Raw genomic sequence first — 23,822 nt, forward strand, 5'->3', positions numbered from 1 at the left:
GTGAAAGAATTAGTATTCGTCCACGGCCGTGCGCAGCAGTTCAAGAACCCGACGGACTTAAAATCCGAGTGGGTTGACGCCTTCCGCAGAGGCCTAAAGAAAAACGGTCTTGACCTGCCGATCCCGGAATCAAACATCCGGTTCCCCTACTACGGGCAGACGTTGCACGATCTCGTAACCGGGCAATCCGCAGAAGACGTAGCCAGGGTGATCGTCAAGGGCGAAGACGCCGATCAAGAGAAAACAGAGTTTCTCGGCGCGGTGTTCGAAGAGATCCGGCAGCGATTTGACATCACGGACAGCCAACTGCGCGAGGTTGGTGGCCACGACGTCATCGAAAGGGGATTTCTTAACTGGGAGAGGGTACAGACGATACTCAAGGCGATAGACCAGTACGTACCGGGCGCTAGCGGCGCAACGGTGGCGCTCTTCACCAACGATGTATACGAGTACCTAGCCAATCCGGGCCTCCAAAGCGTGATCGATAGCGGCGTCCGGAGCGCGATCGACTCGAGCGTGGAGACAGTGGTGGTAAGCCACTCCCTCGGTACCGTCGTCGCCTACAGCCTACTGCGGCGCGAGGGGCAGTCGCTGGGCTGGAACGTCCCTCTGCACGTCACACTGGGATCGCCGCTGGCCCTCCAGGTTATCAAACGCAAACTAAGCCCGATCGGATTTCCTGCGTGCGTCGACCGCTGGTTTAACGCCATGGACGAACGTGATGTCGTGGCTCTTTACCCACTCACCGCAGACTCGTTCCCGGTCGCACCTCCAATTGAGAACAAGACAGACGTTCGGAATCACACGAAGAACCGACACGGGATTGCCGGCTACCTGGACGACGAGGAGGTCGCTAGTCAGATCTACAACGCTCTGGTGGATTGAGCTGCAAGCAAAGTCCCACGGTCCTCGTATCGCATTACGGCACGGGCCCAATGCGTAGAAGATGGTGTAGAAAAGCACATCCAGAAACGAAAAAGCCCTGAAAAATCAGGGCCTTACGCTTAAATATGGCGGTGAGGGAGGGATTCGAACCCTCGATACCTTTCGGTATACACACTTTCCAGGCGTGCTCCTTCAGCCACTCGGACACCTCACCGAAACTGCTTGTTGCGTTTTGGGCGCTGGTTGCTGCCTCTGCACGCCTGCATCAACTTTCCTTGCCCTGGGGCATTTGCTTGGAAAATTGTCTTGCTAATCAGGAACATAGCTCCCGTCCAGCGAGCGCGCACTTTACATAAACGCAGGCCGGGACGCAAGCCTTGGGGGCAAAAAGAGTGAAAATTCAGCTCTCTGGGCCCCGATCATGCACTCAGTTGCCATGCCAATGACCGAAATAGTCCTCTACTGCCAGCTCGGGAGCCTCGCGGGGTGCCTTGGCCGGGGTGCCCAGATAGATGAAGCCCTCGATACGCTCATTGTCGGCCAACCCCAGGCCCCGGGCGACCAGTGGGTCGCTGGCCAGCGGGCCGGTGCGCCAGTAGGCACCGACGCCCTCGGCAAAGGCAGCGGTGAGCATCGCCTGCACGGCGCCGGCGGTGGACTGGCGCTGCTCGATATGGGGCACCTTGGGATGATCCTGCAGGGTGGTGATGGCCACCAGCACCAGCGGCGCCCGCAGGGGCATGGCGAGGGTCTTCTCTCGTTTCGCCTCGGACAGCGGGCCTTCGGCCCGCTCCATCGCCTCCAGGTAAACCTGGCCCAGTTTTTCGCGCGCCGGTCCCTCTACCTGGAGGAATCGCCAGGGACGCAGGCAGCCGTGGTCGGCGGCGCGCAGTGCGGCCCGGAATATCCGCTCGCGCTGCTCCACCGGGGGTGCGGGTTCGCTCAGCTTGCCTACGGATACCCGGTTGTGGAGGGCGTAGAGCGCATCCATGGTTGTCTCCTGCTTCAAGAAAATCTGGGACTTGTTGTACTGGCGGCTATTCTAACGGATTCACCTGACGCACTCATTATTCTAAACTGACATACCTGTCACACCGAATGCGGCAACAAGATTTCACATTATTCACTGTTCCGGAGTACACTGCACTCCTGTCCTTGGGGGACAGGATAAGCGTCATAACAAGCCGGATAATAAGAACAACGCCAGCCACAATGCTGGCTACTTTTCGTTCAAGGGCATATAGAAAACCATAATGTCGATGCTGGACCAGTCAGAGACCACCGCCGGGGCCAGGCGTGACCTGGAGTCCCTGTATCCGGTCTATTTCCGCACCCTGATCTGCTTTGCCGCCGCCGGCACCCTGTTTAATGCTGTCGAGTGGTCGTCGCCGTGGACACCGGACAAGATGCTGGTCACGGGCGTGGCAGTGATATTGCTGCTCTATACCGGCGTCGCCTTCCAGATCAACCGGCGGACGGGTCCGGAAAATGCGGATTTTGTCGGCCGCTGCCTGTCCTTCTGTGACACCACCCTGATCGGCGTTGCCATTGCCCTTGCCGACTTCAGCCTGCTCCCCACCATGCTGTTCGTTACCATGGTGCAGTTCAATGCCCTGACCCAGGGCGGCGGGCGACGCTGGTTCGAGCACAATACCGGCCTGTTGCTGGGTGTCGCGGTGGGCTACATGCTGCACCGCCCGGCACTGGTGATCAACGCTGACCTGAGTATCAGTGTTGCCAGCCTGATCGGCGTCTTTACCTATTTCTGTGCCTATGCGTTTTATACCCATTCCCAGATTGACCACCTGAAGCGCGCCAATCGCTCGCTGACCGCCGACCAGCACCTGGCCAAGATGCGCACCTACAAGCTGTCCAAGTACCTCCCCCAGCGTCTGTGGCGCGCTGTTACCACCGGCAAAGAGGAAGAGCTGGTAACCGAGCGCAAGCTGCTTACCGTATTCTTTTCCGATATCAAGGACTTCAGCCAGCTCACCGAGGAGCTGGAGGCCGATACCCTCACCCAGCTACTCAACAGCTACCTGTCGGAAATGGCGCGGATCGCCGGGCAGTACGGCGGCACCATCGACAAATTTATCGGTGACGCGGTGATGGTGGTGTTCGGTGATGACGAGAGCAAGGGACCCAAGTCCGACGCCCTGCGTTGCGTGGCCATGGCACTGGCGATGCGCAAGCGCGTGCGGGAAATGAAGCAGGAGTGGTACAACAAGGGCATCGCCCGTCCGCTGCAGGTACGCATGGGTATCAACACCGGCTACTGCACCGTGGGTATTTTCGGCACTGCCAACCACCAGTCCTATACAGTGATGGGCACCCATGTAAACCTGGCGGCGCGCCTCGAGGGTGCCGCCCAGCCGGGTGAGATCCTGATCAGCCACGAGACCTGGGCGCTGATCAAGCAATCGGTAATGTGCCGCGACAAGGGCCATGTAACGGTGAAGGGCTTCAGTACCCCGGTGAAGGTTTACCAGGTCACCGACCTGCGCAAGAACCTGGGCGGGCAGCAGAGTTACCTGGAGGACCACGCCCCCGGCTTCTCCATCCATATGGACCTGGACAAGATCCGCAATTACGACAAGGACAAAGTGTTGCAGGCGCTGGAGAAAGCCACCAACACCCTGAAGAACAAGGTCATTATCTAGTCGTGGCGGCCGCCCGCCGCCGAGAGCTCCTCCCCCCCATCACACCCCCGGCAGCATCAATCCAGTTGCATAAACTGCACTGCCCGGTCCTCCAGCCAACTGTAAAAGGGATTCCAGCGCAGGCGCAATTGCGTCGAAGCGCCAATCGCCAGGGCACCGCGCTCCCCCCGCAGAGCCAGGTTGCCCAACTGGATACCCGGCCCCGGGCCGGCCGGGCTGCCGCCATAGATAAAATCGGACGGCGGGAACGGCAGCGCCACGTGGGACAGTGAATATACCCCCGCTGGCCAGCTGAGCCCGAGGGGCCACCGGCGGTCGCGGTTCGCACCCGGTGGCCATTGCCGGGCCACCGCCTCCCGGGTTTCGGGGCCGGCGTTGGTGACCAGGGTCAGCGTATAGCGCCGGCGCGGCACATCCCGCACGGCGGCGATCATGGGCTGGGGATCCCAGGTAAGGAGGTGTTCGATATCCGCCTGCCGGTTAAGGTCAAACAGCACCAGTTCATGCCCACCGGCAGGCAGCAGGTTGAACAGGTTGCTGACAACCGCAGTAGCCTCCACTGTGGCATCCACGACCGACGAGAAAGACAGGACAGGAGGCATTGCCTGCAAGCCGTCCCCGGAGGCAAGTTCGCGCAGCCGGTGCTGAATTTCGACGGTGATCTCATGGGTGACCGTGCCCCCATTGACCGCAAAAGACCCGTACTTGAATGGCTCGTACTCCAGCTGGTGCACGCTGTCCCACTGGAGCTTGTCGATGCCCAGCAGCCATCCCAGGCGTGCCTGCCAGATTGCCAGCGCCGCCATCCGCGATACGCCGATCTCCGGCGAAATCAACACCAGGCTTGCCACCGGCGGCAACCCGCTATCGTCCAGGGCGGCGAGTGCGTAGTGCACGGCGAGGGCCGCACCGTTGGAGTAGCCGACGATATGGATCGGGTGCCCGCCGCCGGCATCGGCCAGGTGGTGCATGGCCAGTTGCACCGCGGCGGCCATATCCCGCCAGTGCACCGAAACCAGGCCCGACGGTGCCGTACCGTGCCCCGGGATACGGAGCCCCAGCACATTCGCCCCCGCAGCGTGCAGGCGCCGGCCCAGGTGTCGCAGGCTGTAGGGGGCATCCGTCAGGCCATGCAGGAGGAGTACCGACGCCCTGGGGTCCTCGGCTTCCAGGAGGTAACTGTGATTCCAGTTTTTCGGCCAACGGCCAGGGTCCGCCATACTGCCGCGGCGGTAGCGATTGATCGTGTTGGGGGAAGCGGGCCGGGTTTTCGCATATACCTCCCGCTCGAGCTGCGCAAACAGGCGCTTCTCCAGTACCAGGTATTCCTCGAAAGTGGCTACCGGGGATGCCCGGGTGAATTCGGCATCCAGTTCAGCGGTATGCCAGACCTGCAGGTCGGGCAGACGCTGGATATAGAGCACCAGCCCCACCACAGCCGCCAGCAGGACGCCACTGGCAGCGCAAACGAGAAACCTCAGAGCCCTGCCCAGTAGCATGACATCATACCGGGTGGGGGCCAGCTGCCGTCAGCATGGATACGCGCGCAACTGCTAGGCACGCACTGCCCTGCCGCCCGCAATCATGATCATCCCGACGAAAAACAGCTTGATCCCGAACAGGATCCCCAGCGCCCAGACACCGGAAAACGGGAACTGGGCCCAGAGCATGATGCCCAGCAATATGGATACTGCCCCGCCGAAAATCAGCCATCCCCGGCTTCCGGCTCCCGCGGCACTGAACCCCGCCGCCAGTTCCGCCACACCGTCGGCCAGGAAATACAGCGCCAGCATGATGGTCAGTGCGCCCGAGAGAATAATGGGATTGGCGAGCAGGATAATGCCGGCCAGGACAGTCAGCACGCCGAGTGCGAAACCGAGCAGTCCCTTGCCTACACTACCGGCGCGAAACGCCCAGAACATGCGGAACAGCCCGCCGACCAAAACCAGCCCCCCGATCAGCAGTGCGATGGAAAACCCGGTAAAACTGGGGGCCAGAATTGCAAGGATTCCCAGGATGACCGTAATCACGCCGAGCAGCGTCATTGATTTCCCGGGGTTCGCAGTGTCGCTCATGGTTACCTCCCGGAGCCAACAGGCTCAATGGATGTACCAGTAGTAAAGACCCTCAGCGGGATACTGCGCACATTCTTTTGTCACTGCCGGCGTATTGTGCGGAAATTCGAGCCGAGGATGGCAGGGAAGCAGGCGGCAGGGGGGGTGAGGCCGGGTCCAGCGACCCGGCCCAGGGCTCACTGGCGGGCAAGGCGTCCCGGCAGCTCCGCACCCGCCCTCTTGGCGCGCAGGGGGTTGATGTCCAGCCCGCCGCGACGGGTATAGCGGGCGCAGACCGTGAGTTCCTTGAATTCAGCCAGCCCCTCCAGGTCGCAGAAGATGCGCTCCACGCAGTGCTCGTGGAAATCCTGGTGCTCCCGGAAGGAAACCACGTAAGCCAGCAGCCCTTCCCGGTCGAGTGCAGGCCCATGGTAGTGGACAAAGACCGTGGCCCAGTCCGGCTGGCCGGTCACCGGGCAGTTGCTGCGCAGCAGGTGACTGTAGAGGGTCTCCTCGACGATCCGGCCCTCGGCATCCCCGTCCAGGCGCAACAGCGCGGCATCCGGCTGGTAGCGGTGGGTTTCGATGTCCAGCTGGTCCACGCAGTAGCCCTTCGGCCGGTGTACGGCAAGCTCCTCGCTCGCCACATCGTACAGGGTCACGCCTACCTGCTCCCCGGCAGCGCGGGACAGGTCCGCGGCCAGGGTGTCCCGCACCTCTTCCCGGGAACCGAACTCGGTCTGGTTGAGGGAGTTCAAATACAGCTTGAAAGACTTGGACTCCACCATCTGCGGGCTGTTGGCCGGGAAATGAAACCTGCCCACCGCCACCTGTGGCACGCCCCTGCGGTTCAGCCATGACAGCTCAAAACCCCACCATTCGTCGTATCCCACGAACGGCAGGTCCCCCTCGGTGATACCCAGGTGGGCCCGGGACACATGGCGGGGAATCGGGTGCAGCAGCTCGGGGTTGTACTGCGATTCGTACTCGGTCTCCTGCCCCAGCGGCAGGTTCTGCCAGTCTTCTCTATCCATTGATTCTCAGAGCCCAGGGTAGTGGCCTGCGGGCAGGCAGCCAATAACGTACCGGGATCGCCCGGCCACCAGGTAATGTTTGTCGTCAGTGACGCAGGCGCTTGCCGTGGGACATCAGGTGCAGTCCCCAGCCAAACAGTAGTGCAATAAATACCAGAACCCCAACAAAAGCCCAGGCCACATTGATATCGGAAACGCCCAGTACGCCGTAGCGGAAGGCGTTCACCATGTAGAGCACGGGGTTGAGCTTCGACAGTCCCTGGAAAAACGGTGACAGTAGGTCGATGGAGTAGAAAACCCCACCGAGGTAAGTCAACGGTGTCAGCACAAACGTGGGGATAATCGAGATATCGTCAAAGCTGTTGGCGAAAATGGCGTTGATGAACCCGGCGAGTGAGAACAGTACTGCGGCCAGGAAGACGATCGCCACTGTCATACCCAAATGCTGCACACCCAGGTCAGTGAAGAACAACGCGATCAATGTCACCACAAAACCAACAATCAGCCCGCGCGATACGCCGCCCAGCACATAGCCGGCCATAATCACCCAGTTGGGGGTCGGCGATACCAGCAGTTCCTCAACGTTGCGCTGGAACTTGGCACTGTAAAAAGACGAGGCCACATTGGAGTAGGAATTGGTGATCACCGCCATCATGATCAGGCCGGGCACCACGAATTCCATATAGGAGAAGCCACCCATCTGGCCGATACGGCTGCCGATCAGGGAGCCGAAGATCACAAAGTACAGCGACATGGTAATCACCGGCGGCACCAGTGTCTGCGGCCAGATCCGGGTGAAGCGGCGCACCTCGCGACGCAGGATGGTGGAGAATGAAGTCCAGATTGCGGTTGAATACATTACCCCTCTCCCTCCTGCTTCGCATCCGCCAGCAGCGATACAAACAGCTCTTCCAGCCGGTTGGCCCGGTTGCGCATACTCACCACAGCGACATCCTGCTCCCCCAACCGGGTAAACAGGTCATTGAGTGACTGCCCCTTCTCAACCGTCACTTCCAGGCTCGTCTCGTCCTGCAGCCGGCCTTCGAAGCCTCCCAGGTCGGGGCACTCAGCGAGCGGCTCCCGCACATCCAGGATAAAGACTTCCCGGTTCAGTGTTTTCAACAGGGAGCGGATGGAAGTGTTCTCGATAATGTCACCCTGGTCGATAATGGCGATATTGCGACACAGGCTCTCCGCCTCCTCCAGGTAGTGGGTCGTGAGGATAATCGTGGTGCCCTCGGCGTTGATCTGCTGCAGGAAGGTCCACATGGAACGGCGCAGCTCGATGTCCACGCCCGCGGTGGGCTCATCCAGGATCAGCAGTCGCGGCTCGTGAATCAGCGCGCGGGCGATCATCAGCCGGCGCTTCATGCCGCCCGACAGCATACGTGCCTGCACACTGCGTTTGTCCCACAGGCCCAGCTGCTTCAGGTACTTCTCGGTGCGCTCTTCTGCCAGTTTTCGTGGCATGCCGTAGAAGCCGCCCTGGGTGCAGACAATGTCATACACTTTCTCGAACTGGCTGAAATTGAATTCCTGCGGCACCACGCCGAGGAGTTGCTTGGCCGCTGCAAAATCCTTGTCGATATCCACCCCGAATATCGACACACTGCCGGCGGTCTTACGCACCAGCGAGCAGATAATACCGATTGTGGTGGACTTGCCCGCGCCATTGGGCCCCAGCAGGGCAAAGAAATCCCCCGGCTGGACATCGAAACTGATGCCCTTCAGGGCCTGGAAGCCGTTGTCGTAGGTCTTTTCGAGGTTGCGAATGGAAAGCGCAGCTGTCATTGAATCCTCCTGCGGATAAGGGCGCATATTCAACGCCCTTAGCTGCCATATTGCAACCGGACAAACTATGGGGGTTTTTCCTACCACGGGGGACCGGGGCAAGCGGCCTGCCCGCCCAGACTGCTGCAGGGCCGGGATCCCTACCTGGCGCCCTGCACCAGCCGCACGAAATCCCGGTAGGCCGGGGAATCGGCCAGGACCTGCTGGCCAGCTGCGATCAGGCGGTCAACTTCTGTATCCGTCAGGCGGAATGTGGTGCCGATATTGTTGAGGTACTGCCGGTCAGCATCGTTACGCACCCGGTCAAAACTCACCTCCACAAAGTGGAAGGTCAGCGGCCGATCCGGTGTCGAGCTCTCATCCACCCACTGCTCAAACATCTTGCGGGTGATCAGTATGGTGTCGTCGCTGAAGCGCTGTATCTGGCTGCCGCTGACACTGCCCGCCACCTCCAGGAAGGGAGGTGAATGCGGCTCCTGCGCCCACTCTCGATGGGGATGCGAATTGGCATTGACCAGTATCACAAGGATATGGCGGGCGTTGAGGTGGGGTAGCAGGCTGGAGTCGATTGCCGGGTCCGCGGTGAGGGTAATGGTGCGGTAATAACTGCGCAGCCCCAGGTTGTCGGAGATCCCCCCATCCACCAGGTGCAGCCACGGCCGCCGCTCCCGATCCAGGTATGCCTTCACACTGCGCGCGGCAATCTTCCTGGAGGTGAGCTGGTCGTCCTCCAGCGCCAGGTCCACCCAGGCGGGCTGCCGGAAACCACAGCTGCCGGCGTGGCTCTGGACTGCCACAGGTGAGAACACCAGTGGCACCGCCGATGACGCGGCCACCGCCCGGGACAGCGGGTAGCTTTCCAGGTCCAGGCAGAAAAGGTCGAACATTTCCTGCACGAATGGCACGCGCTCACCGGTGGCAAGGTCCGTGCTGTTGATCACCACCCTGGGTACACCGGGCCTGACCAGTGCGCCCAGGGGGGCATCGTCAAACAGCAGCTCATCATAGTATTCCGCCGCCAGGTCGATGCGGCCGAAAGTCGGGCTGGCGAGGCGCTGCCAGTTGGAGGGGCTCAGGGCCCGCCGGACCAGCTCCCCCTGCACGTCCCGGCGCAGGAAGCGCTCCTCGTAATCGGCAAAGATGCGTTCGCCGTACAGGCCGTAATAGGCTGCGGTGAAACTGCCGCCGGATACCGAGGAAATCATGTCCACCTCCTGCAGCATCGTGCGCTCCCCGGCAGAGGTTCGCACCGGGGTCCGGTCCAGCTCCCTGAGGACCCCATAGGACAGCGCCGCAGCCCGTGTCCCACCACCGGAGAAGGCCAGCAGCACGGCAATCTCGGTGGACCGGTCACCGGTCATTTTCTCGCGTGCCGCCGCATTCCGCTCCGGCGACCAGCGCGCCAGCGGAACTGCCTGTTCAGGCATATAGGAACAGGCCGTACACGCCAGCAAGAGGCCGGCGACCAGAATACGTACCACTGCGACCGAAACATCCCTGCGCACTGTCACTCCTTCCTCCATGGCCTTGTGAATACCGCCGGGCGGTCGTCTCCGGCTGCAAGTATAGGCATGGCTCCCGCTGGCGCGGTGCTCGTTTCCAGTATCCGGAAAGGGAGTGATGGCGGAATGAAGAAAGGAAGGAGCGGAAAATAAAAAAGCCGCTCAAATGAGCGGCTTTTCTATCTGGAGCGGGAAACCGGGTTCGAACCGGCGACCTCAACCTTGGCAAGGTTGCGCTCTACCAACTGAGCTATTCCCGCGATCCTGTAACGCGGGGCTGCATTTGCAACCCCGCGGTATTGGCATCCCCAAGGGGAGTCGAACCCCTGTTACCGCCGTGAAAGGGCGGTGTCCTAGGCCTCTAGACGATGGGGACAGAAAACTTGCACAGGCTATTACACCATGCGCTACCACACTGCCGTGGCATTACCTCGGGTTGCCCCTTGGTATACTTCGCATCGACAGGGTATTGCACCACATCGCCACGAAAGAAACTGGAGCGGGAAACCGGGTTCGAACCGGCGACCTCAACCTTGGCAAGGTTGCGCTCTACCAACTGAGCTATTCCCGCAATGGCGTCCCCTAGGGGAGTCGAACCCCTGTTACCGCCGTGAAAGGGCGGTGTCCTAGGCCTCTAGACGAAGGGGACCCAAGAACTTTCTTCTTCAGCACTCTTGGCGTCTCAGTGATCCGCTGTGCTTCAGAAGTGGGGCGCATTCTATGGAGCACCCGGGAAGCTGTCAACACCCGATTGAAAAAAATTTCCTGTTTTTTTCTTTTATAGTCAGGCACTTACCCGAATCACAGATCCGCGGCCCCGCGGCGCCCTACCCTTCTTGCTGGCCCTGCTCTGCCGCGAGTTCTTCCAGCTCCACCAGGAACTCCCGGATACGCCGGGCATTGGCCCCCAGGTCACTGACCCCGACACGGGAACTGGAGCGAATATCCACCCGCGAACCATCCTCCGCCGGGGTCACCCGCACCACCACGTCGTCACTGAATCCCAGCAGGGCGGTGCGATCGACCGCTTCCAGGTGACCGGTCTCGTCGTCCCTGGCCACGATGCGCCAGCCCAGGTCCTCCGCCACCTGCGCCGCCATCCCGGTCACTTTTGCGACCGGCAAGTCCAGCTCCAGCGGCCTGATGTCCTCGTAGATATCGGCCTCCCGCTGTTGCTGCGCTACCGCCTCACCATCGTAGGCGGCGCTGTTATCACCTTCCTCACGCAACGACAGGATTGCCTGGTATTCCGGCGGGTTACTGAGGTCGGTGGTGATATCGTGGATCGGGGGCACATCGAAGTTGCCCTTGCCCACTGTCAGCAATGGCACGGCCACCGGCAGCAGGCCAAGCACCACCCCCCAAAGTGCTGCCCGCCTGGCATCGGCGTGGCGCTTCACCAGACCCCAGATAAACACCAGCATACTGACCAGCGCCATTCCCAGGGCCCCCAGGCCGGCATACTTGAATACCTGGAACACCGGCCGGAAATGTACCAGCTCCAGCCGTAGTGCCAGGCCGGCCATAAAGATGATGGCGATCAGGAGTAGCTGGATCCTTACCAGCCAACGACTCCAATGGGTATGTTTCATTCCTTGCCCCCCTTGTCCGGGTCCAGTTTCACCGACAACGAATTGACGCAGTAGCGCAACCCGGTTTCCGTGGGCCCATCCGGGAATACATGTCCCAGGTGGGAGTTGCAGCTCGCGCAGAGAATTTCGATACGCTGCATCCCCAGGGAATTGTCCGGACGCTCCTCGACCGCCCCACTGCGAATCGCGGCATCGAAACTCGGCCAGCCGCAACCGGCATCGAACTTGGATTCCGAGTGAAACAGCACTTCGCCGCAACAGCGGCAGCGGTAGGTGCCGTCCTCGAAACAGTCCCAGTATTCACCGGAGAAGGGCCGCTCCGTGCCCGCCTTGCGGCAGACATGGAACTCTTCATCGGTGAGTCGCTCGCGCCAGTAGTTATCGTCTTTCTCTTTTGACATACTCTCCTGTCCCTAATCAGTTACCGCAGTGGGAACCCCGCATACGGGTGATGCCGGCCCCCCCGGCCATCATCATCGCCTGTGAGCAACATCCTACGTTTAGCACCTTGCCAAGGATTACCTGACTCACCATGAAGGACATTCTGAAATCGGAAAAGCTGCACGGCGTCTGTTACGAAATCCGTGGCCCGGTCATGGAGCACGCCTACCGGATGGAAGAGGAAGGCCATCGCATCCTCAAGCTGAATATCGGCAACCCGGCCCCGTTCGGTTTCGACGCGCCCGATGAAATTATCCAGGATGTCATTCACAACCTGTCCCTCGCCCAGGGCTATGTGGAATCCAAGGGGCTGTTTGCCGCCCGCAAGGCCATCATGCAGGAATGCCAGACCCTGGGGATCCCGAATGTCGATATCGATGATATCTACCTGGGCAATGGTGTATCCGAACTGATTTCCATGGCCACCCAGGCTCTGCTCAATGATGGCGATGAACTCCTGCTGCCTATGCCCAACTACCCCCTGTGGATGGCAGCCACCAATCTCACCGGCGCCAACCCGGTCCTGTACCGCTGTGACGAACAGGCGGACTGGTTACCCGACATCGACGACATCAGGGCAAAGATAACACCGCGTACCCGGGGAATTGTAGTCATCAATCCCAACAACCCCACCGGAGCCGTCTACCCGCGCGCATTGCTGGAAGAAATAGTGGAACTGGCGCGCCAGCACGACCTGGTGATCTTCGCCGACGAGATCTATAGCAAGATCCTGTACGACGACACCGAGTTCACCCCCATGGCCAGCCTGGCCGAGGATGTGCTGTGCCTGAGCTTCAATGGCCTGTCCAAGTCCTACCGCCTGGCCGGGTTCCGCTCTGGCTGGATGATTGTCAGCGGTGCCCGCCACCGGGCCGGGGGCTTTATCGAGGGCATGGATATCCTCTCCTCCATGCGGCTGTGCGGCAACGTGCCGGCGATGTTCGCCGTGCAGACCGCCCTGGGGGGCTACCAGAGCATCAACGACCTGGTACTGCCCGGCGGCCGCCTGCGCCAGCAGCGTGACCTGGCCTGGAATATGCTGAACGACATCCCCGGGGTCAGCTGCGTAAAGCCGAAGGGAGCCATTTACCTCTTCCCGCGGATACACCTGGACCGCCACCGCATCAAGGATGACGAGCAACTGGTGCTGGAATTCCTGCGCCAGGAGAAAATCCTGCTGGTACAGGGCAGCGCCTTTCACTGGGACGCACCCGACCACCTGCGCATTGTCTTCCTGCCCCGCGTCGACGACCTGTCCGACGCCATTGGCCGGCTGGGCAACTTCCTCGAGCGTTACACGGGATAAACCGAAGCCTGGATATGCTGGACGACCTGCACATACACGATTTTTACCGCGATGCCGGCCGCACCCTGCTGGCACTGTTCCTGCAGTTTCCCGCACCGTCGACGGTGTATGTGGAGGATATTGCGGGGCCCGATACCCCGGACGAATTCGGCCTGCACTCACCGCGCCACCTGGCCTGCCTGGGTGCCATGACCTGGCTGAAGCAGAGTGGCTATATCCATTTCACCCAGCTGGTGCGCCAGGAGGCAGTGGAGGAGGCGAGTCTCACCCACAGCGCTTTCCTGCTGCTGGTGCGCCGCGACGGCGACGGGATCAGCAACGCACAGCGCCTGGACCAGGTGGTGCGCAGCGGTTCCTCCCCCCAGCTACAGGAGTTGATGGAACACCTGATGCGTGAGATGGCCCTGCTCTGACGCGGGGCCGGCTTCAGGGGAAAGCCAACAGGGAAGGTCAGCGGCGAAAACGCACATGCAGCATTTTCAGTGCCGCATCCGGATCGCGATCAGGGAAGTCGGGATTCTGTGGCAAACGCCGCACGATCTCGTAGCGTGCGTCGGCACGCTCGATCATCTCACGGAACAGCTGCTCGCTGTGCCCGGGCGAATTCATCACCAGCAACAGATCGGCTTCGTCTGCCAGGCATGCGGGCAGCAAGGGCAACAGCTCTGCATAGTGCTCATTGACGTCGAAGCGGCCCTTCTGGCGCGTGGGCGGGTCCACCACCGCCAGCTGGAATGGGCCGCGCCGGTCAAAGCGATCGAACTCCCGCAGCGCATCCATTTTCAGGAACTGGATCCCTTTCTGCGGCAGGTCATTGAAGGCATGGTTCTGCCGGCCCCGCTTGAGGACACCGCCGTTCAGGTCCACATTCACCACTTTCAGTTCACCGCAGGCCCGCGCCACCACCGAGAAAGCACAGGTAAACGCGAACAGGTTGAGCATCTTCAGGTCAGCGCCTGCCGCAAGCTGCTCCCGCACCTGCTGCTCCAACCACTGCCGGCCGGGCTCGATATCGAGGAAAAACCCTACGTTCTGGCGTGCAAAGGTGAGTGGGAAAGCCAGTTCGCCGCGCCGGGCCACAGGCTCGGCCACCGGCAGGCCACAGGGCCACTCTACCGGCGCACCCTGCTGGTAGCGCCGCTGGGCGGCCACACCGCGGTAGCCATGGGGCCCAGCCAGCGCCCATAACGCCTGGCAGAGCGCCTCCTCGCTCTCATGGGGCTCAAAGAAGGTCACCAGCATTGCCGGGTGGAAGCTGTCCACACACACCTGCTCCAGCCCAGGCCAGCGACGGCCGCGCCCGTGGAAAAGCCGGCGACTGTCTCGATTGCCGGCGGCCCTGTCCTGCTCGAGCTTTTCCACCACCTGTTCCAGCAGGGGTCCCCAATCGGCGCTGATCATTCAAATTCTCCATTGCTGAGCGGGTAGAGAATTGCATCCCGGTAACCGGTAATCACCCGGATAAACCCGCTCCACTGCTCATCGAGCCCGGCATCGCCGCTGTCCACCAGCAGTGGCCGCCCGCCCAGCTCGGTTATCTTGGTCTTGGTGGCCACCACAATCAGGTTGTCCCTGCCCACAGCACGCAGTACTGCGGGGGAAAACTGCTGGTTGCCCCGCCCAATCAGGTGCCCCTGGCCGCCGATGGCGGTGAGGATAATTTTTACCGGGCCCTGGTGGCCCTCGATGGCCGCTTCGATTTCCGCCGCACCAATGTCCTCTGCCACCAGCGCACCATCGAGCAACAGGTCCACCCCCAGCAAGGTGCCGTCACAACCCACCTCATCGAGGATTGCCAGGGTGGTGGAGCCGGGCCCGACGATGTAGAGGGTTTCCGGGTCCAGGTCCTCTACCACATCGGCGGCGATATCCGCCACCGCCAGCTCTTCAACCTCGCGGCCGGCGTTCTTGACCGCCTGCAGGAAATGCCCCTCTTCCGGCACCAGCAGTTCACCGTAATGGCGGGTACTCACCCGGCCCTCGCGAAAGGATTTCTCATCGATATCGCGCACTTCGCGCTCGCGCAGGTCCACCAGCTGCCCCGCCATCAGCCGGCGTAACACCTCGGCGCCGGCGCGCGGGGAAATGGCAAAACAGGCCGAGTGCATCTTGACCCCGGCAGGAATGCCCAGCACCGGGAAGTCATCCCCCAGGGCATTGACCATATTGCGCGCCGTGCCGTCACCACCAACAAATACAACCAGGTCGGCGCCGCTGTCGCGGATCACCTGTGCGGCGCGCTCACTGTCTGCGGGGGTGGTTGGCTCGCTTGCGGCTTCCCCCACCACCGTCACGGATAATCCCGCATCACGGGCCACGGTTTCACCCATATCGTTGGCGAAACAGAGAATCTCCAGCCGGTCGCGAAAGTCGGCCAGCCCAACCAGGGCCGTGGCCGCCCGCTTCTGCGCCTGGGGCTCCACCCCGGCTTCCAGCGCCTGCTGCACCGTCTCGGCGCCGTCGCTACCCTTCAGCCCCGCTGGGCCGCCGACCCCCGCCCACGGATTGATTACCAGTCCCAGTTTTTTCAGTTTCACAACAATCCCAGTACTGCCAGTTGGTGCCGTTCCCCTTCCCCGGGTCCGGCGTCATCGATGCGATAGTGCGAGAATTCCAGCCGCTCCGGGTACTCCCGGCGCAGGCGGTCAAAACCGAGGCTCATTGGCTCTCCGCCTGCAGCCGCCCGCTCCGCCGCCGCCCGCAGGCGCCGGTCATCGGCGCGGGGGTCATAGACCTGCAGCAACAGTTCCGCCATGGCCCCGAACCCCCGGGCGGCAGGCGTTTCCAGCACCCGGCCGGCTGCCGTGGCCCGGTGATCATCCTCTGGCGCGGTGCCGGCCCCGGCAATGCCCAGGAAACGGTCCAGGGCGGCGCGCACCATGCGCGTGCCCGCCAGCTTGCCGTCCAGGCTGTAACCGGCGATATGCGGTGTGCCGATATCCACTTGCCGGAGCAGTTCCAGGTCGATATCGGGCTCGTTTTCCCAGACGTCCAGCACCGTCATGGGGCCATTGCCAGCGCGCAGGCGCTCGAGCAACGCGCGATTGTCCACCACCGCCCCGCGGCCGGCACTCACCAGTACCGCGTCATCCCGCAACAGCCGCAGCTCCGCTGCACCCAGCAGGTGATGGCTGGGATGCGGACCGCCACGCACCAGCGGCGCGTGCAGGCAGACTACATCCCGCTCCAGGACGGTGTGCAGTGAAGCGGCGTCGGGATTGTCGGGCAGCCAGGGATCGTAGACGGCACAGTCGATTCCGAGCGTGTGGAGGCGGCGCTGTAACAGCCCGCCCACATTGCCGCAGCCAACGATGCCGAAGTCGCGCCGGCGCCAGTCCGCGCCCAGCGCCGCCAGTGCACAGAAGACATACTCCACCACCGAGTTGGCATTGCAGCCCGGCGCCGCGCTCCAGGCGACCCCCTGGCGTTCCAGCCAGTCGGTATCCAGGTGATCGGTGCCAATGGTGCAGCTGCCCACGAAGCGCACCGGCGAGCCGGTGAGCAGTTCGCTGTTCACCCGGGTCACGGAACGCACCAGCAGGATATCCGCATCCACCAGCTGGGCCGGCTGCAGGTTGCGGCCGGCTACCCGGGTGATGGTTCCCAGGTCACCGAAACACTCCTCGACGGCCGGGATATTCTCGTCGGCAACGATACTCAGCGGTCTCTGGCTCACACGGTCTCCCTGTTTTCTGTTAATTCGCCGGGACTGGCGGCAAGTATCCGCCCGATTTTAGCCTTGAGGCCGCCGATACCGAACTCGTTCGCAAGTGACTGCGCCAATTCGGTGTCGGCGCCGCGCCAGCACAAGTCGCGGGCGCTGCTGGCCAGTGGCACCCCTTCTTCCAGGGCTGCCAGGCGCCGGGCCATGGCAATCTGCCCGGCGTATTCCGCCAGCTTCAGCGCCAGCCCCTTCGCCCCGCGCACGGGCAGGTCCGCCACCCCGGAAGGATTATCCAGTAGCGCGTCGACACTGTCGTAATGGGCCAGGAGCTGTGCGGCGGTCTTGGGCCCGACCCCCGGCACACCGGGGATATCGTCCCCCGGATCCCCCACCAGGGCCAGGAAGTCGGCAATCTGGCCGGGTGCCACACCAAAACGCGCGGTCAGCGCGGCCGCATCCATATGGCGATCGGCGGCGAAATCCCAAAGGGACACTGCACCGCGATCGAGCAGCTGGCCCAGGTCCTTGTCGCGGCTGATGATCACCGGCCTGTGCTCACGACTCAGCCAGGTGAGAGTGGCCAGGATGTCGTCCGCCTCGTAGCGTTCGCTGGCAAAACTGGCAATCCCCAGTGCCTCTGCCATCTCCCGGCACGCCACCAGCTGGAAGGCGAGTGCCTCGTCCGGCAGGGCCCGGCTGCACTTGTAATCCGGGTAGATTTCGTTGCGGAAGCAGCTGCCCAGGGACTCGTCAAAGGCGCAGGCGATGCGCGCGGGCCGCAGCGCCAGCAGGTCGAGTAGAAAGTTGGTAAAACCGTATACCGCCTCGGTGCTGTAGCCGGCGCTGCTGACCCAGTTGGGCGGCAGCGCGAAGTAGTAGCGGAAGATATAAACCGAAGCATCCACCAGCAGGGTGCTGCCCTGGGCGCGGCCGCCGGGAAATTCGCTCACAAAAGATGCTCCAGCTGGTAGAGGTCGACGGCGAATGGGTCCGGTCGCCCGAATTCCACTGCCAGTGCACGGGCGAACCGACCGGCGCGTTCATTGACGCCCCCGCAACAGTAGTCGCGCGCCTGCCGCCAGATGTTTTCCCGGAACTCCCTACTGGGACCCAGTCCGCTTTCCAGGTTGTCGGCACTGACCCGGAACTTCAGGCCGCAGGCGCGGGCGAAGATCCATTCCAGCGCCTGGGGCCGCACCTCCACTTTCTCGAACAGTTGCTGCTGCGCCAGGGTGCGGCCATCCGGGGCATACCAGTAGCCGTAATCCGGCTGCAGGCGGCGCGCGGCGCCAGCGACACACCAGTGAGCCACTTCATGCAGGGCGCTGGCCGGGTAATCACGGGTGAACTCGATCTGGTGGTGACTGCGGCCGCTTCCCGCCGGGCGGTAAAAAGGCTCTTCGCAGCCACCGCAGAGACGGGTGTTGAGTCCGTCCGGGGCCGCGAAGCATTGGTCGAATACAGCGACAATGCGCGCCGCAACCGGGTCGGCCAGGGGATAGGCATTAGCTCGGGACTCAGCGGTCACGGGCGGCTCCACAATACAGGTTTACTGGAAAGCCGCGGACTATAGCAACCGCGCAGCGCAGTTCAAGGGCACGTATTGCCCTCCGGCTGCAGGGATACGCGGCACCCGGGGCATTCAGCCGCCTCCGGAAAGGCAGCGGCGCCGGCCGGGGACCGTCACGCTGGTTGTATTTCGTGATACCAGCATATACCTTTAGTAGCAGGGACTCCGGTAATGGCGCCCGCCCGGCCCGGGGTCCTTCATGGGGGGAACAAGCAGTAAAAACGCCCTCCGGCACCACAACCGGCCCTGCAAGGAGGTGCTCCATGACCGACCACAGTGATTCCAACGTGGTTGACCTCTTCACCGGCGAGCCGATCGAAACTTCAGCGAGCAGGCGCTTTATCCGCCTTTCGCCGGAGCTCGATGGCTTGGAAATGCTCTACTCCAACAGCTCCAGCGGCTCTGACCTCTACAGCCTGAAAATCCTGTGCTGGGGCCTCAAGGCGAATGGCGAGATTGTAGGTCTCGTCCCCTGGTTAAACTCCATTGTCCCGTGCCCCGAGATCAAGGACCCTCTGGACGGACGCTTTGAAGGCTATTACGACCCGGGAATCGAGGAGATATTCCACGAGCCCCCCATTCACAAGATCGTCGAGCTGGAGACTGCGGCGGAGTATTTCGAGTACGAGAGCAACAAGGCCGACGAGGTGATGCAGGAAATACCCGATACCATCGGCACCCACGCGGTATTCATGGATGAGCCGCGCGAGAACCTGACCCTTACCGAAGTGGTCAGCTGGCGCCTCCACGCCAGTGGTGAGATCCACGGCATGCTGATCGACCACGACAGCGTGGTGACCACACCGGTACTGCCCGGGGACCTGTGCCTGTACCCGGCACAGGAAGCGACGGATTTCCGTTACTTCTTCCAGCACCACATCGCCAACAAGATCAAGTCCGAGGACCCCGAAGCCCTCGCGGCCATCGCGGCACTGGTCACCAACCCTTAACACGGCAGGCGGGCGGTCCCGGACCGCCCGCCTCAGTCCCCCGCCTTCCTTATCCAGTAATAGAACTCATCGTTCTCTTCCCGGTGCTCCACCAGCTCATACCCCAGGAACTGGCAGAACTTGGGTATATCCCGCTGAGTGGAGGGATCGGTGGCGATAACCTGCAGCACCTCGCCGGGCGCGACCTTGCGTACCGCGGAGTGCAACATCATGACAGGCTCGGGGCACAGCAGGCCGCGGGCATCGAGGGTATGATCTGAATTCATGGTGCTATTGTCGGAAATTTCCGCCGGGTCGTCACCTGCAAATTTGCCCGCTTCCGCGGCCAATATGCCCGGCCGACTGGTCCGTGACCGCGATAGAATCCACACTACCCTGCCCCTGCCGGCTAACCGGGCAACCTGAGAGAGAAGATGATCTACGTATTGATCGAGCGACACATCGCCGAGGATATGCGCAGCACTTATGAAGAGGCGGCGCGCAAACTGCTGACCCACGCATATCGCACCGTGGGCTTTATCGAAGGCCACACCTACCAGTCGAAGGAGGATCCGCTGCGGCGTTTCACCCTGTCCAAGTGGCAGTCAGAGATTCACTGGCAGCACTGGTACACCAGCGAGGACCGCCGCGCGCAGATGTCACTGCTCGGCCCGCTGCTGTCCGAGCCCGAGCGCATCACCATTCTCGAGGGCGCCGAGTAAAGCGAGGGGTAAGCCGCGGAGTAAGACACGGCACCGAGCCCGGGGTAACGCACGGGGCAATGCCGCCCCGTATCAATCCCGGGAAACCCAACCCAGGATGAAATCGGCAGCCGCATCCGCCGCCGCCTGCCAGTGTCCCTCCCGGGTAAAACCGCTGGCGCGGCGCGGCCGGAAATCATGGTCACCATCCTCAAGCCAGCCCACCTGGATCTGCCGCGCCAGCCCATACCCTTCCACTTCCTGCCGGCTTCCCAGCGGATCGCGACTCCCCTGCACCACCAGTGCCGGGCAGGCCATCTCCAGCAGGTGCCCGGTGCGCAGCTTTTCCGGCTTGCCGCGGGGGTGGAACGGATAGCCGAAGCACACCAGCCCGGCAATGTTACCCGCCGCGTATGATTCATCGGCAAGCAGGCTCGCGACGCGCCCCCCCATTGACTTGCCGCCGATAAACAGCGGCAGCCGCGGGTCGCGTGCGCTCACTTCCGAAAGCACCTCGCGAAAATCCTCCTGCAACTGCGCGACCGGGTTGGGCGGCCGGCGCGTGCCCCCATGGCGCCGCTGGGCCATATAGGGGAACTCGAAGCGCAGCACTTCAATACCCCGCCCCGCCAGCGCCGCACTGATCGCCACCATGAAATCACTGTCCATGGGCGCGCCGGCACCGTGGGCAAACAGGTAGCGGGCCACTGGTGTGCCGGTCGGGGAGTCAACCAGGTATTCACTCATCGGCCGGCAGGTCCTGTGCCAGTACCAGGTTGACCGACTCATCGCCGGGCTCGAACCAGATCACCACATCGCCCGACACCAGCTGCCGGCGCAGGCTCGCCACCTTGTCTTCGAGGCTCACTTCACGCTCACCATAATCGGTGCCGTCGCGGGTCGCGTATTCCTCGAGCAGGTTCTGCAGGGTGCCGGGATCCAGTTGCTGGTGGGGAATAATCATGGGGAGTGGTAAATACTGCTGGTAAAAACTACTTGAAGAACAATACCGGCACCGGGGATTCCCGGTGCCGGCTGCGGGGCCGGGTTTACTCGGCCGGCTTGCGGAAGCGCAGGGTCATGCGGTCGCTTTCGCCGATCGCCAGGTACTTGTCCCGGTCCTCGTCACCGAGGCGCAGGGACGGTGGCAGGGTCCAGACACCTTTCGGGTGGTCCGCAGTGTCTTTCGGGTTGGCGTTGACTTCACTCGCCTCTTCCAACACAAAGCCGGCCCCTTCCGCCAGTTCCACGACGTAGTCCTGGGTGACATAGCCGCTTTTCTTCATATCTTCCTTGCTGGTTCCTGGCTTCGCGCGATGCTCCACCACTCCCAGTACGCCGCCGGGCTTCAGCACGGCGAAAAAGTTATTGAAGGCTTGCTGCTCTTTGCCGCCGCCCATCCAGTTATGCACGTTGCGGAAGGTCACCACGGCATCGGCACTGCCCTCGGGCACATTTTCCAGCGAACCATCGGCCGGGTCGAATTCGGCCATCTTGATGGCACCATAGGCGTCGCTGTTGCCCTTCACCTTTTCCTCGAAACCCTTGAGGGATTTCTTGAAGTAGCCGACCTCGCTGTCCGCCGGGAAATGTGCCGCGTAAAGGGTCCCGGAATCTTTCAGGTATGGAGCCAGGATTTCGGTGTACCAGCCGCCGCCCGGGCTGATTTCCACCACGGTCATGGTGGGCTCGATACCCATGAATTTCAGGGTCTCGGCCGGATGGCGGAACTGGTCGCGCTCGGCATTCTTGGGTGTGCGCTGGTCGCCGGCGATCACCGCGTCGAGATTCCCGCCACCCATCGCATCGCTGCCGGAGTCCGCCGGCTGCTCCATCGAACCATTTTCGGTGGCGCTCTCCATGCCACCATTATCGGTGGCCTGCATGCTCTCCATCTCCTGGCCATCCACACTCTCTTTCTCAGTGCAGCCAACGGCGCCCAGTAGCAGCGCAGCACATGCCAACCCGGCTGACAAATCTTTTATCTTCATATAACCCCCTCCTGTGAGTTGTTTTCCAAGAATTCTCCAGGCAACCCCGTTGCCACAAGTACGGTCACGGGATTGATGCAGAATCTAGTTAGTGGCCCGAGCTGTCCAGCCTCGATTCCACACTGTCGAGTTTATCCTGTAAAGACTGTGCACGATCGGTACGGGTTCCCAACTTGAGACTGGTACTGATACGCGGCGCTCCCATCCTGTGGATGCGTTCATGGCAAAGTTTTACCGCCGCCATCACCCGGTCCCAGTCTCCCTCGATATTGGTGCCGTAGGCATGCATGCGATGCTCAAGCCCCGCCTCTTCCAGTACCCGCTGGCACTCCGCAATATACTCACCGACAGACACGCCGACGCCAATGGGTATTACACACAGGTCCGCATGGACTTTCATCTTCCGGTCCTCCTGGTCAATCCCGGTTGCGGTCACGGACCGGCGCGGCGCCTGCCAGGCACGGGCAGTTATCAGGCGCGCCGCCAGTCGCTACAATAGGTTGAGTGTAACCCGGCCGGCTGGCCCATACTAATGGCCGCTGGCATGCCGATGGCCTGACAGATCGGGCGCCAGCTTACGGAATTAACCTGAAGGACCCTGCCATGCAACAGCATCTCGTGATATCCCTCATCAGTGACGACAAGCCCGGTGTCGTGGAGAAACTCTCTGCGGTTATCGCGGATAAGGGCGGTAACTGGGAGGACAGCCGCATGGCGCACTTCGCCGGCAAGTTTGCCGGCATATTGCGGGTCAGCGTGCCCAGCGACTCCTGCCAGCCACTGAAGGATGCCCTGGTAGCGCTGTCCGTCGAGGGCTACAAGCTCCAGATCGAGGAAGCGTCAGCGGTGGCTGCCGGCGACCGGCAGACACTGACCCTCAAGCTGGTGGGCAACGATCGCCCGGGCATCGTGCGGGAGATCTCCCGCGCCCTTGCGGCCCGGCATATCAACATGGAACAGCTCGATACCGGCTATGACAGCACGCCCTGGAGCGGTGAGCCACTGTTTACCGCCGAGTGCGTGATCCAGGTAGCGGGCGATATGGACCTGGACGGCCTGCAGGACGAGCTGGACAGCATAGCGGACGAACTCGGGGTCGAAATCGACTGCGAGGAGATCGCCTCCCCCCAGTAACTGTGAAATAATCCGCGCCTCGAAGGGGCCGGCCCTTCCCGGGGCCGGAGTCCCGTGCCGGTCGCAATGACGCCGCCGACAAGCAGACGCAATGTTCAAGATCGTCCTGTACCAGCCAGAAATAGCCCCCAATACCGGCAACATCATCCGCCTTTGCGCCAATACCGGCGCAGAGCTGCACCTGATCGAGCCGCTGGGCTTTACCATGGACGACAAACGCCTGCGGCGCGCGGGCCTCGACTACGGCGAATACAGCCGCGTCGTCAGACACCGCGACTGGCAGGCTTTCCTGGACACTGAGCGGCCGCCCAGGGTTCTGGCGCTCTCCACCCGGGGCCAGCGCCCCCACACTGAAATCCAGTACCGCGAAGGCGATGCCATCGTGTTCGGCCCGGAGACACGGGGCCTGCCGGCGGATTTTCTCACCGCCGCCGGCCCGGAAAACACTTTGCGAATCCCCATGCGCCCACAAAACCGCAGTATCAACCTGTCGAACGCCGCGGCCATCGTAATTTACGAGGCCTGGCGCCAGCTGGGTTTTACCGGCGCCCAATGACACAGAATTGAA

General features: G+C 62.1%; 27 protein-coding genes and 5 tRNA genes. 8 read left to right on the plus strand and 24 right to left on the minus strand.

Annotation, left to right across the window (positions count from 1 at the left end):
* On the plus strand, positions 1 to 885 hold the full coding sequence (locus ACH6CX_RS03665) for a hypothetical protein (protein ID WP_396674834.1): 885 nt from the start codon (positions 1 to 3) through the stop codon (positions 883 to 885).
* Between the two features lie 126 nt (positions 886 to 1,011).
* Here ACH6CX_RS03665 and ACH6CX_RS03670 read toward each other — a convergent pair.
* Together ACH6CX_RS03670 and ACH6CX_RS03675 are read right to left on the minus strand one after the other, a co-directional pair.
* Positions 1,012 to 1,099 (minus strand) — tRNA-Ser (locus ACH6CX_RS03670).
* A gap of 213 nt (positions 1,100 to 1,312) precedes the next feature.
* Positions 1,313 to 1,876 (minus strand): nitroreductase, encoded by a 564-nt coding sequence (locus ACH6CX_RS03675; RefSeq protein ID WP_233005649.1) that lies wholly within the window; start codon positions 1,874 to 1,876, stop codon positions 1,313 to 1,315.
* Positions 1,877 to 2,138: 262 nt separating this feature from the next.
* On the opposite strand from ACH6CX_RS03675, the gene ACH6CX_RS03680 reads away from it, so the two are divergent.
* Entirely contained in the window at positions 2,139 to 3,545 is a 1,407-nt protein-coding gene (locus tag ACH6CX_RS03680) for an adenylate/guanylate cyclase domain-containing protein (RefSeq protein WP_233005650.1), read from the plus strand.
* Positions 3,546 to 3,601: 56 nt separating this feature from the next.
* On the opposite strand, the gene ACH6CX_RS03685 is transcribed toward ACH6CX_RS03680, so the two are convergent.
* From ACH6CX_RS03685 to msrB, 12 genes are all read right to left on the minus strand, one after another.
* Positions 3,602 to 5,044: a carboxylesterase gene (locus ACH6CX_RS03685; protein WP_233005651.1), complete on the minus strand. Its 1,443-nt coding sequence runs from the start codon at positions 5,042 to 5,044 to the stop codon at positions 3,602 to 3,604.
* Between the two features lie 54 nt (positions 5,045 to 5,098).
* On the minus strand, positions 5,099 to 5,620 hold the full coding sequence (locus ACH6CX_RS03690) for an HdeD family acid-resistance protein (protein WP_233005652.1): 522 nt from the start codon (positions 5,618 to 5,620) through the stop codon (positions 5,099 to 5,101).
* A gap of 176 nt (positions 5,621 to 5,796) precedes the next feature.
* Positions 5,797 to 6,633: an NADPH-dependent 7-cyano-7-deazaguanine reductase QueF gene (gene queF / locus ACH6CX_RS03695; RefSeq protein ID WP_237061823.1), complete on the minus strand. Its 837-nt coding sequence runs from the start codon at positions 6,631 to 6,633 to the stop codon at positions 5,797 to 5,799.
* An 85-nt stretch (positions 6,634 to 6,718) separates the two neighbouring features.
* The gene (locus ACH6CX_RS03700; RefSeq protein WP_233005654.1) at positions 6,719 to 7,492 is read right to left on the minus strand and encodes an ABC transporter permease; all 774 of its coding nucleotides are present in this window, start codon (positions 7,490 to 7,492) and stop codon (positions 6,719 to 6,721) included.
* On the minus strand, positions 7,492 to 8,424 hold the full coding sequence (locus ACH6CX_RS03705; RefSeq protein ID WP_233005655.1) for an ABC transporter ATP-binding protein: 933 nt from the start codon (positions 8,422 to 8,424) through the stop codon (positions 7,492 to 7,494). The genes ACH6CX_RS03700 and ACH6CX_RS03705 overlap by 1 nt, the downstream gene beginning before the upstream one ends.
* A gap of 140 nt (positions 8,425 to 8,564) precedes the next feature.
* Positions 8,565 to 9,929, minus strand: a complete 1,365-nt coding sequence (locus ACH6CX_RS03710) for a patatin-like phospholipase family protein (RefSeq protein ID WP_233005656.1) — start codon at positions 9,927 to 9,929, stop codon at positions 8,565 to 8,567.
* A gap of 181 nt (positions 9,930 to 10,110) precedes the next feature.
* Positions 10,111 to 10,186, minus strand: a tRNA-Gly gene (locus ACH6CX_RS03715).
* A 40-nt stretch (positions 10,187 to 10,226) separates the two neighbouring features.
* Positions 10,227 to 10,302, minus strand: a tRNA-Glu gene (locus ACH6CX_RS03720).
* Between the two features lie 119 nt (positions 10,303 to 10,421).
* Positions 10,422 to 10,497: transfer RNA gene (locus ACH6CX_RS03725), tRNA-Gly, on the minus strand.
* A 2-nt stretch (positions 10,498 to 10,499) separates the two neighbouring features.
* Positions 10,500 to 10,575, minus strand: a tRNA-Glu gene (locus tag ACH6CX_RS03730).
* A 178-nt stretch (positions 10,576 to 10,753) separates the two neighbouring features.
* Entirely contained in the window at positions 10,754 to 11,518 is a 765-nt protein-coding gene (locus ACH6CX_RS03735; RefSeq protein WP_233005657.1) for a DUF1499 domain-containing protein, read from the minus strand.
* Positions 11,515 to 11,919 (minus strand): peptide-methionine (R)-S-oxide reductase MsrB, encoded by a 405-nt coding sequence (msrB, locus tag ACH6CX_RS03740; protein ID WP_233005658.1) that lies wholly within the window; start codon positions 11,917 to 11,919, stop codon positions 11,515 to 11,517. Before msrB ends, ACH6CX_RS03735 begins: the two co-directional genes overlap by 4 nt.
* 131 nt (positions 11,920 to 12,050) lie before the next feature.
* Here msrB and ACH6CX_RS03745 point away from each other — a divergent pair, with 131 nt between their 5' ends.
* Entirely contained in the window at positions 12,051 to 13,265 is a 1,215-nt protein-coding gene (locus tag ACH6CX_RS03745) for a pyridoxal phosphate-dependent aminotransferase (RefSeq protein ID WP_233005659.1), read from the plus strand.
* Between the two features lie 14 nt (positions 13,266 to 13,279).
* A complete protein-coding gene (locus tag ACH6CX_RS03750; RefSeq protein WP_233005660.1) occupies positions 13,280 to 13,678 on the plus strand; it encodes a hypothetical protein in 399 nt (132 codons plus the stop codon).
* A gap of 37 nt (positions 13,679 to 13,715) precedes the next feature.
* Here the strand turns inward: ACH6CX_RS03750 and ACH6CX_RS03755 are convergent, their stop codons facing one another.
* From ACH6CX_RS03755 to ACH6CX_RS03775, 5 genes are read right to left on the minus strand one after another with little or no spacing between them, the layout of a single operon-like run.
* Entirely contained in the window at positions 13,716 to 14,666 is a 951-nt protein-coding gene (locus tag ACH6CX_RS03755) for a class I SAM-dependent methyltransferase (protein ID WP_233005661.1), read from the minus strand.
* Entirely contained in the window at positions 14,663 to 15,802 is a 1,140-nt protein-coding gene (locus ACH6CX_RS03760; protein ID WP_233005662.1) for an ATP-NAD kinase family protein, read from the minus strand. Before ACH6CX_RS03760 ends, ACH6CX_RS03755 begins: the two co-directional genes overlap by 4 nt.
* Positions 15,799 to 16,941, minus strand: a complete 1,143-nt coding sequence (locus ACH6CX_RS03765; RefSeq protein WP_237061839.1) for a 4-phosphoerythronate dehydrogenase — start codon at positions 16,939 to 16,941, stop codon at positions 15,799 to 15,801. The genes ACH6CX_RS03760 and ACH6CX_RS03765 overlap by 4 nt, the downstream gene beginning before the upstream one ends.
* Positions 16,938 to 17,879, minus strand: a complete 942-nt coding sequence (locus tag ACH6CX_RS03770) for a 5'-3' exonuclease H3TH domain-containing protein (protein ID WP_396674841.1) — start codon at positions 17,877 to 17,879, stop codon at positions 16,938 to 16,940. The genes ACH6CX_RS03765 and ACH6CX_RS03770 overlap by 4 nt, the downstream gene beginning before the upstream one ends.
* The gene (locus ACH6CX_RS03775) at positions 17,876 to 18,457 is read right to left on the minus strand and encodes an elongation factor P hydroxylase (protein WP_237061844.1); all 582 of its coding nucleotides are present in this window, start codon (positions 18,455 to 18,457) and stop codon (positions 17,876 to 17,878) included. The genes ACH6CX_RS03770 and ACH6CX_RS03775 overlap by 4 nt, the downstream gene beginning before the upstream one ends.
* Positions 18,458 to 18,762: 305 nt before the next feature.
* Between ACH6CX_RS03775 and ACH6CX_RS03780 the strand changes: the two genes are divergently transcribed.
* Positions 18,763 to 19,449, plus strand: a complete 687-nt coding sequence (locus ACH6CX_RS03780) for a hypothetical protein (protein ID WP_233005666.1) — start codon at positions 18,763 to 18,765, stop codon at positions 19,447 to 19,449.
* A 32-nt stretch (positions 19,450 to 19,481) separates the two neighbouring features.
* Here ACH6CX_RS03780 and tusA read toward each other — a convergent pair whose 3' ends face one another.
* Complete coding sequence (gene tusA / locus ACH6CX_RS03785; RefSeq protein WP_233005667.1) at positions 19,482 to 19,715, minus strand: sulfurtransferase TusA; 234 nt, start codon at positions 19,713 to 19,715, stop codon at positions 19,482 to 19,484.
* A 147-nt stretch (positions 19,716 to 19,862) separates the two neighbouring features.
* Between tusA and ACH6CX_RS03790 the strand changes: the two genes are divergently transcribed.
* Positions 19,863 to 20,150: an antibiotic biosynthesis monooxygenase gene (locus tag ACH6CX_RS03790; RefSeq protein ID WP_233005668.1), complete on the plus strand. Its 288-nt coding sequence runs from the start codon at positions 19,863 to 19,865 to the stop codon at positions 20,148 to 20,150.
* A 72-nt stretch (positions 20,151 to 20,222) separates the two neighbouring features.
* On the opposite strand, the gene ACH6CX_RS03795 is transcribed toward ACH6CX_RS03790, so the two are convergent.
* The 4 genes from ACH6CX_RS03795 to ACH6CX_RS03810 form a co-directional block, all read right to left on the minus strand.
* Complete coding sequence (locus tag ACH6CX_RS03795) at positions 20,223 to 20,876, minus strand: alpha/beta fold hydrolase (RefSeq protein ID WP_233005669.1); 654 nt, start codon at positions 20,874 to 20,876, stop codon at positions 20,223 to 20,225.
* Positions 20,869 to 21,093, minus strand: a complete 225-nt coding sequence (locus tag ACH6CX_RS03800) for a YheU family protein (RefSeq protein ID WP_233005670.1) — start codon at positions 21,091 to 21,093, stop codon at positions 20,869 to 20,871. The genes ACH6CX_RS03795 and ACH6CX_RS03800 overlap by 8 nt, the downstream gene beginning before the upstream one ends.
* Positions 21,094 to 21,178: 85 nt before the next feature.
* The gene (locus ACH6CX_RS03805; RefSeq protein WP_233005671.1) at positions 21,179 to 22,120 is read right to left on the minus strand and encodes a class I SAM-dependent methyltransferase; all 942 of its coding nucleotides are present in this window, start codon (positions 22,118 to 22,120) and stop codon (positions 21,179 to 21,181) included.
* 88 nt (positions 22,121 to 22,208) lie between these two features.
* Positions 22,209 to 22,520, minus strand: a complete 312-nt coding sequence (locus tag ACH6CX_RS03810; protein ID WP_233005672.1) for an MTH1187 family thiamine-binding protein — start codon at positions 22,518 to 22,520, stop codon at positions 22,209 to 22,211.
* A 203-nt stretch (positions 22,521 to 22,723) separates the two neighbouring features.
* On the opposite strand from ACH6CX_RS03810, the gene ACH6CX_RS03815 reads away from it, so the two are divergent.
* Together ACH6CX_RS03815 and trmL are read left to right on the plus strand one after the other, a co-directional pair.
* Complete coding sequence (locus tag ACH6CX_RS03815) at positions 22,724 to 23,254, plus strand: glycine cleavage system protein R (protein ID WP_233005673.1); 531 nt, start codon at positions 22,724 to 22,726, stop codon at positions 23,252 to 23,254.
* Positions 23,255 to 23,345: 91 nt separating this feature from the next.
* Complete coding sequence (gene trmL / locus ACH6CX_RS03820) at positions 23,346 to 23,810, plus strand: tRNA (uridine(34)/cytosine(34)/5-carboxymethylaminomethyluridine(34)-2'-O)-methyltransferase TrmL (RefSeq protein ID WP_233005674.1); 465 nt, start codon at positions 23,346 to 23,348, stop codon at positions 23,808 to 23,810.
* Positions 23,811 to 23,822 lie beyond the last annotated feature (12 nt).

The organism is Microbulbifer sp. JSM ZJ756 (assembly GCF_044383805.1).
GTDB classification, from domain to species: domain Bacteria; phylum Pseudomonadota; class Gammaproteobacteria; order Pseudomonadales; family Cellvibrionaceae; genus Microbulbifer; species Microbulbifer zhoushanensis.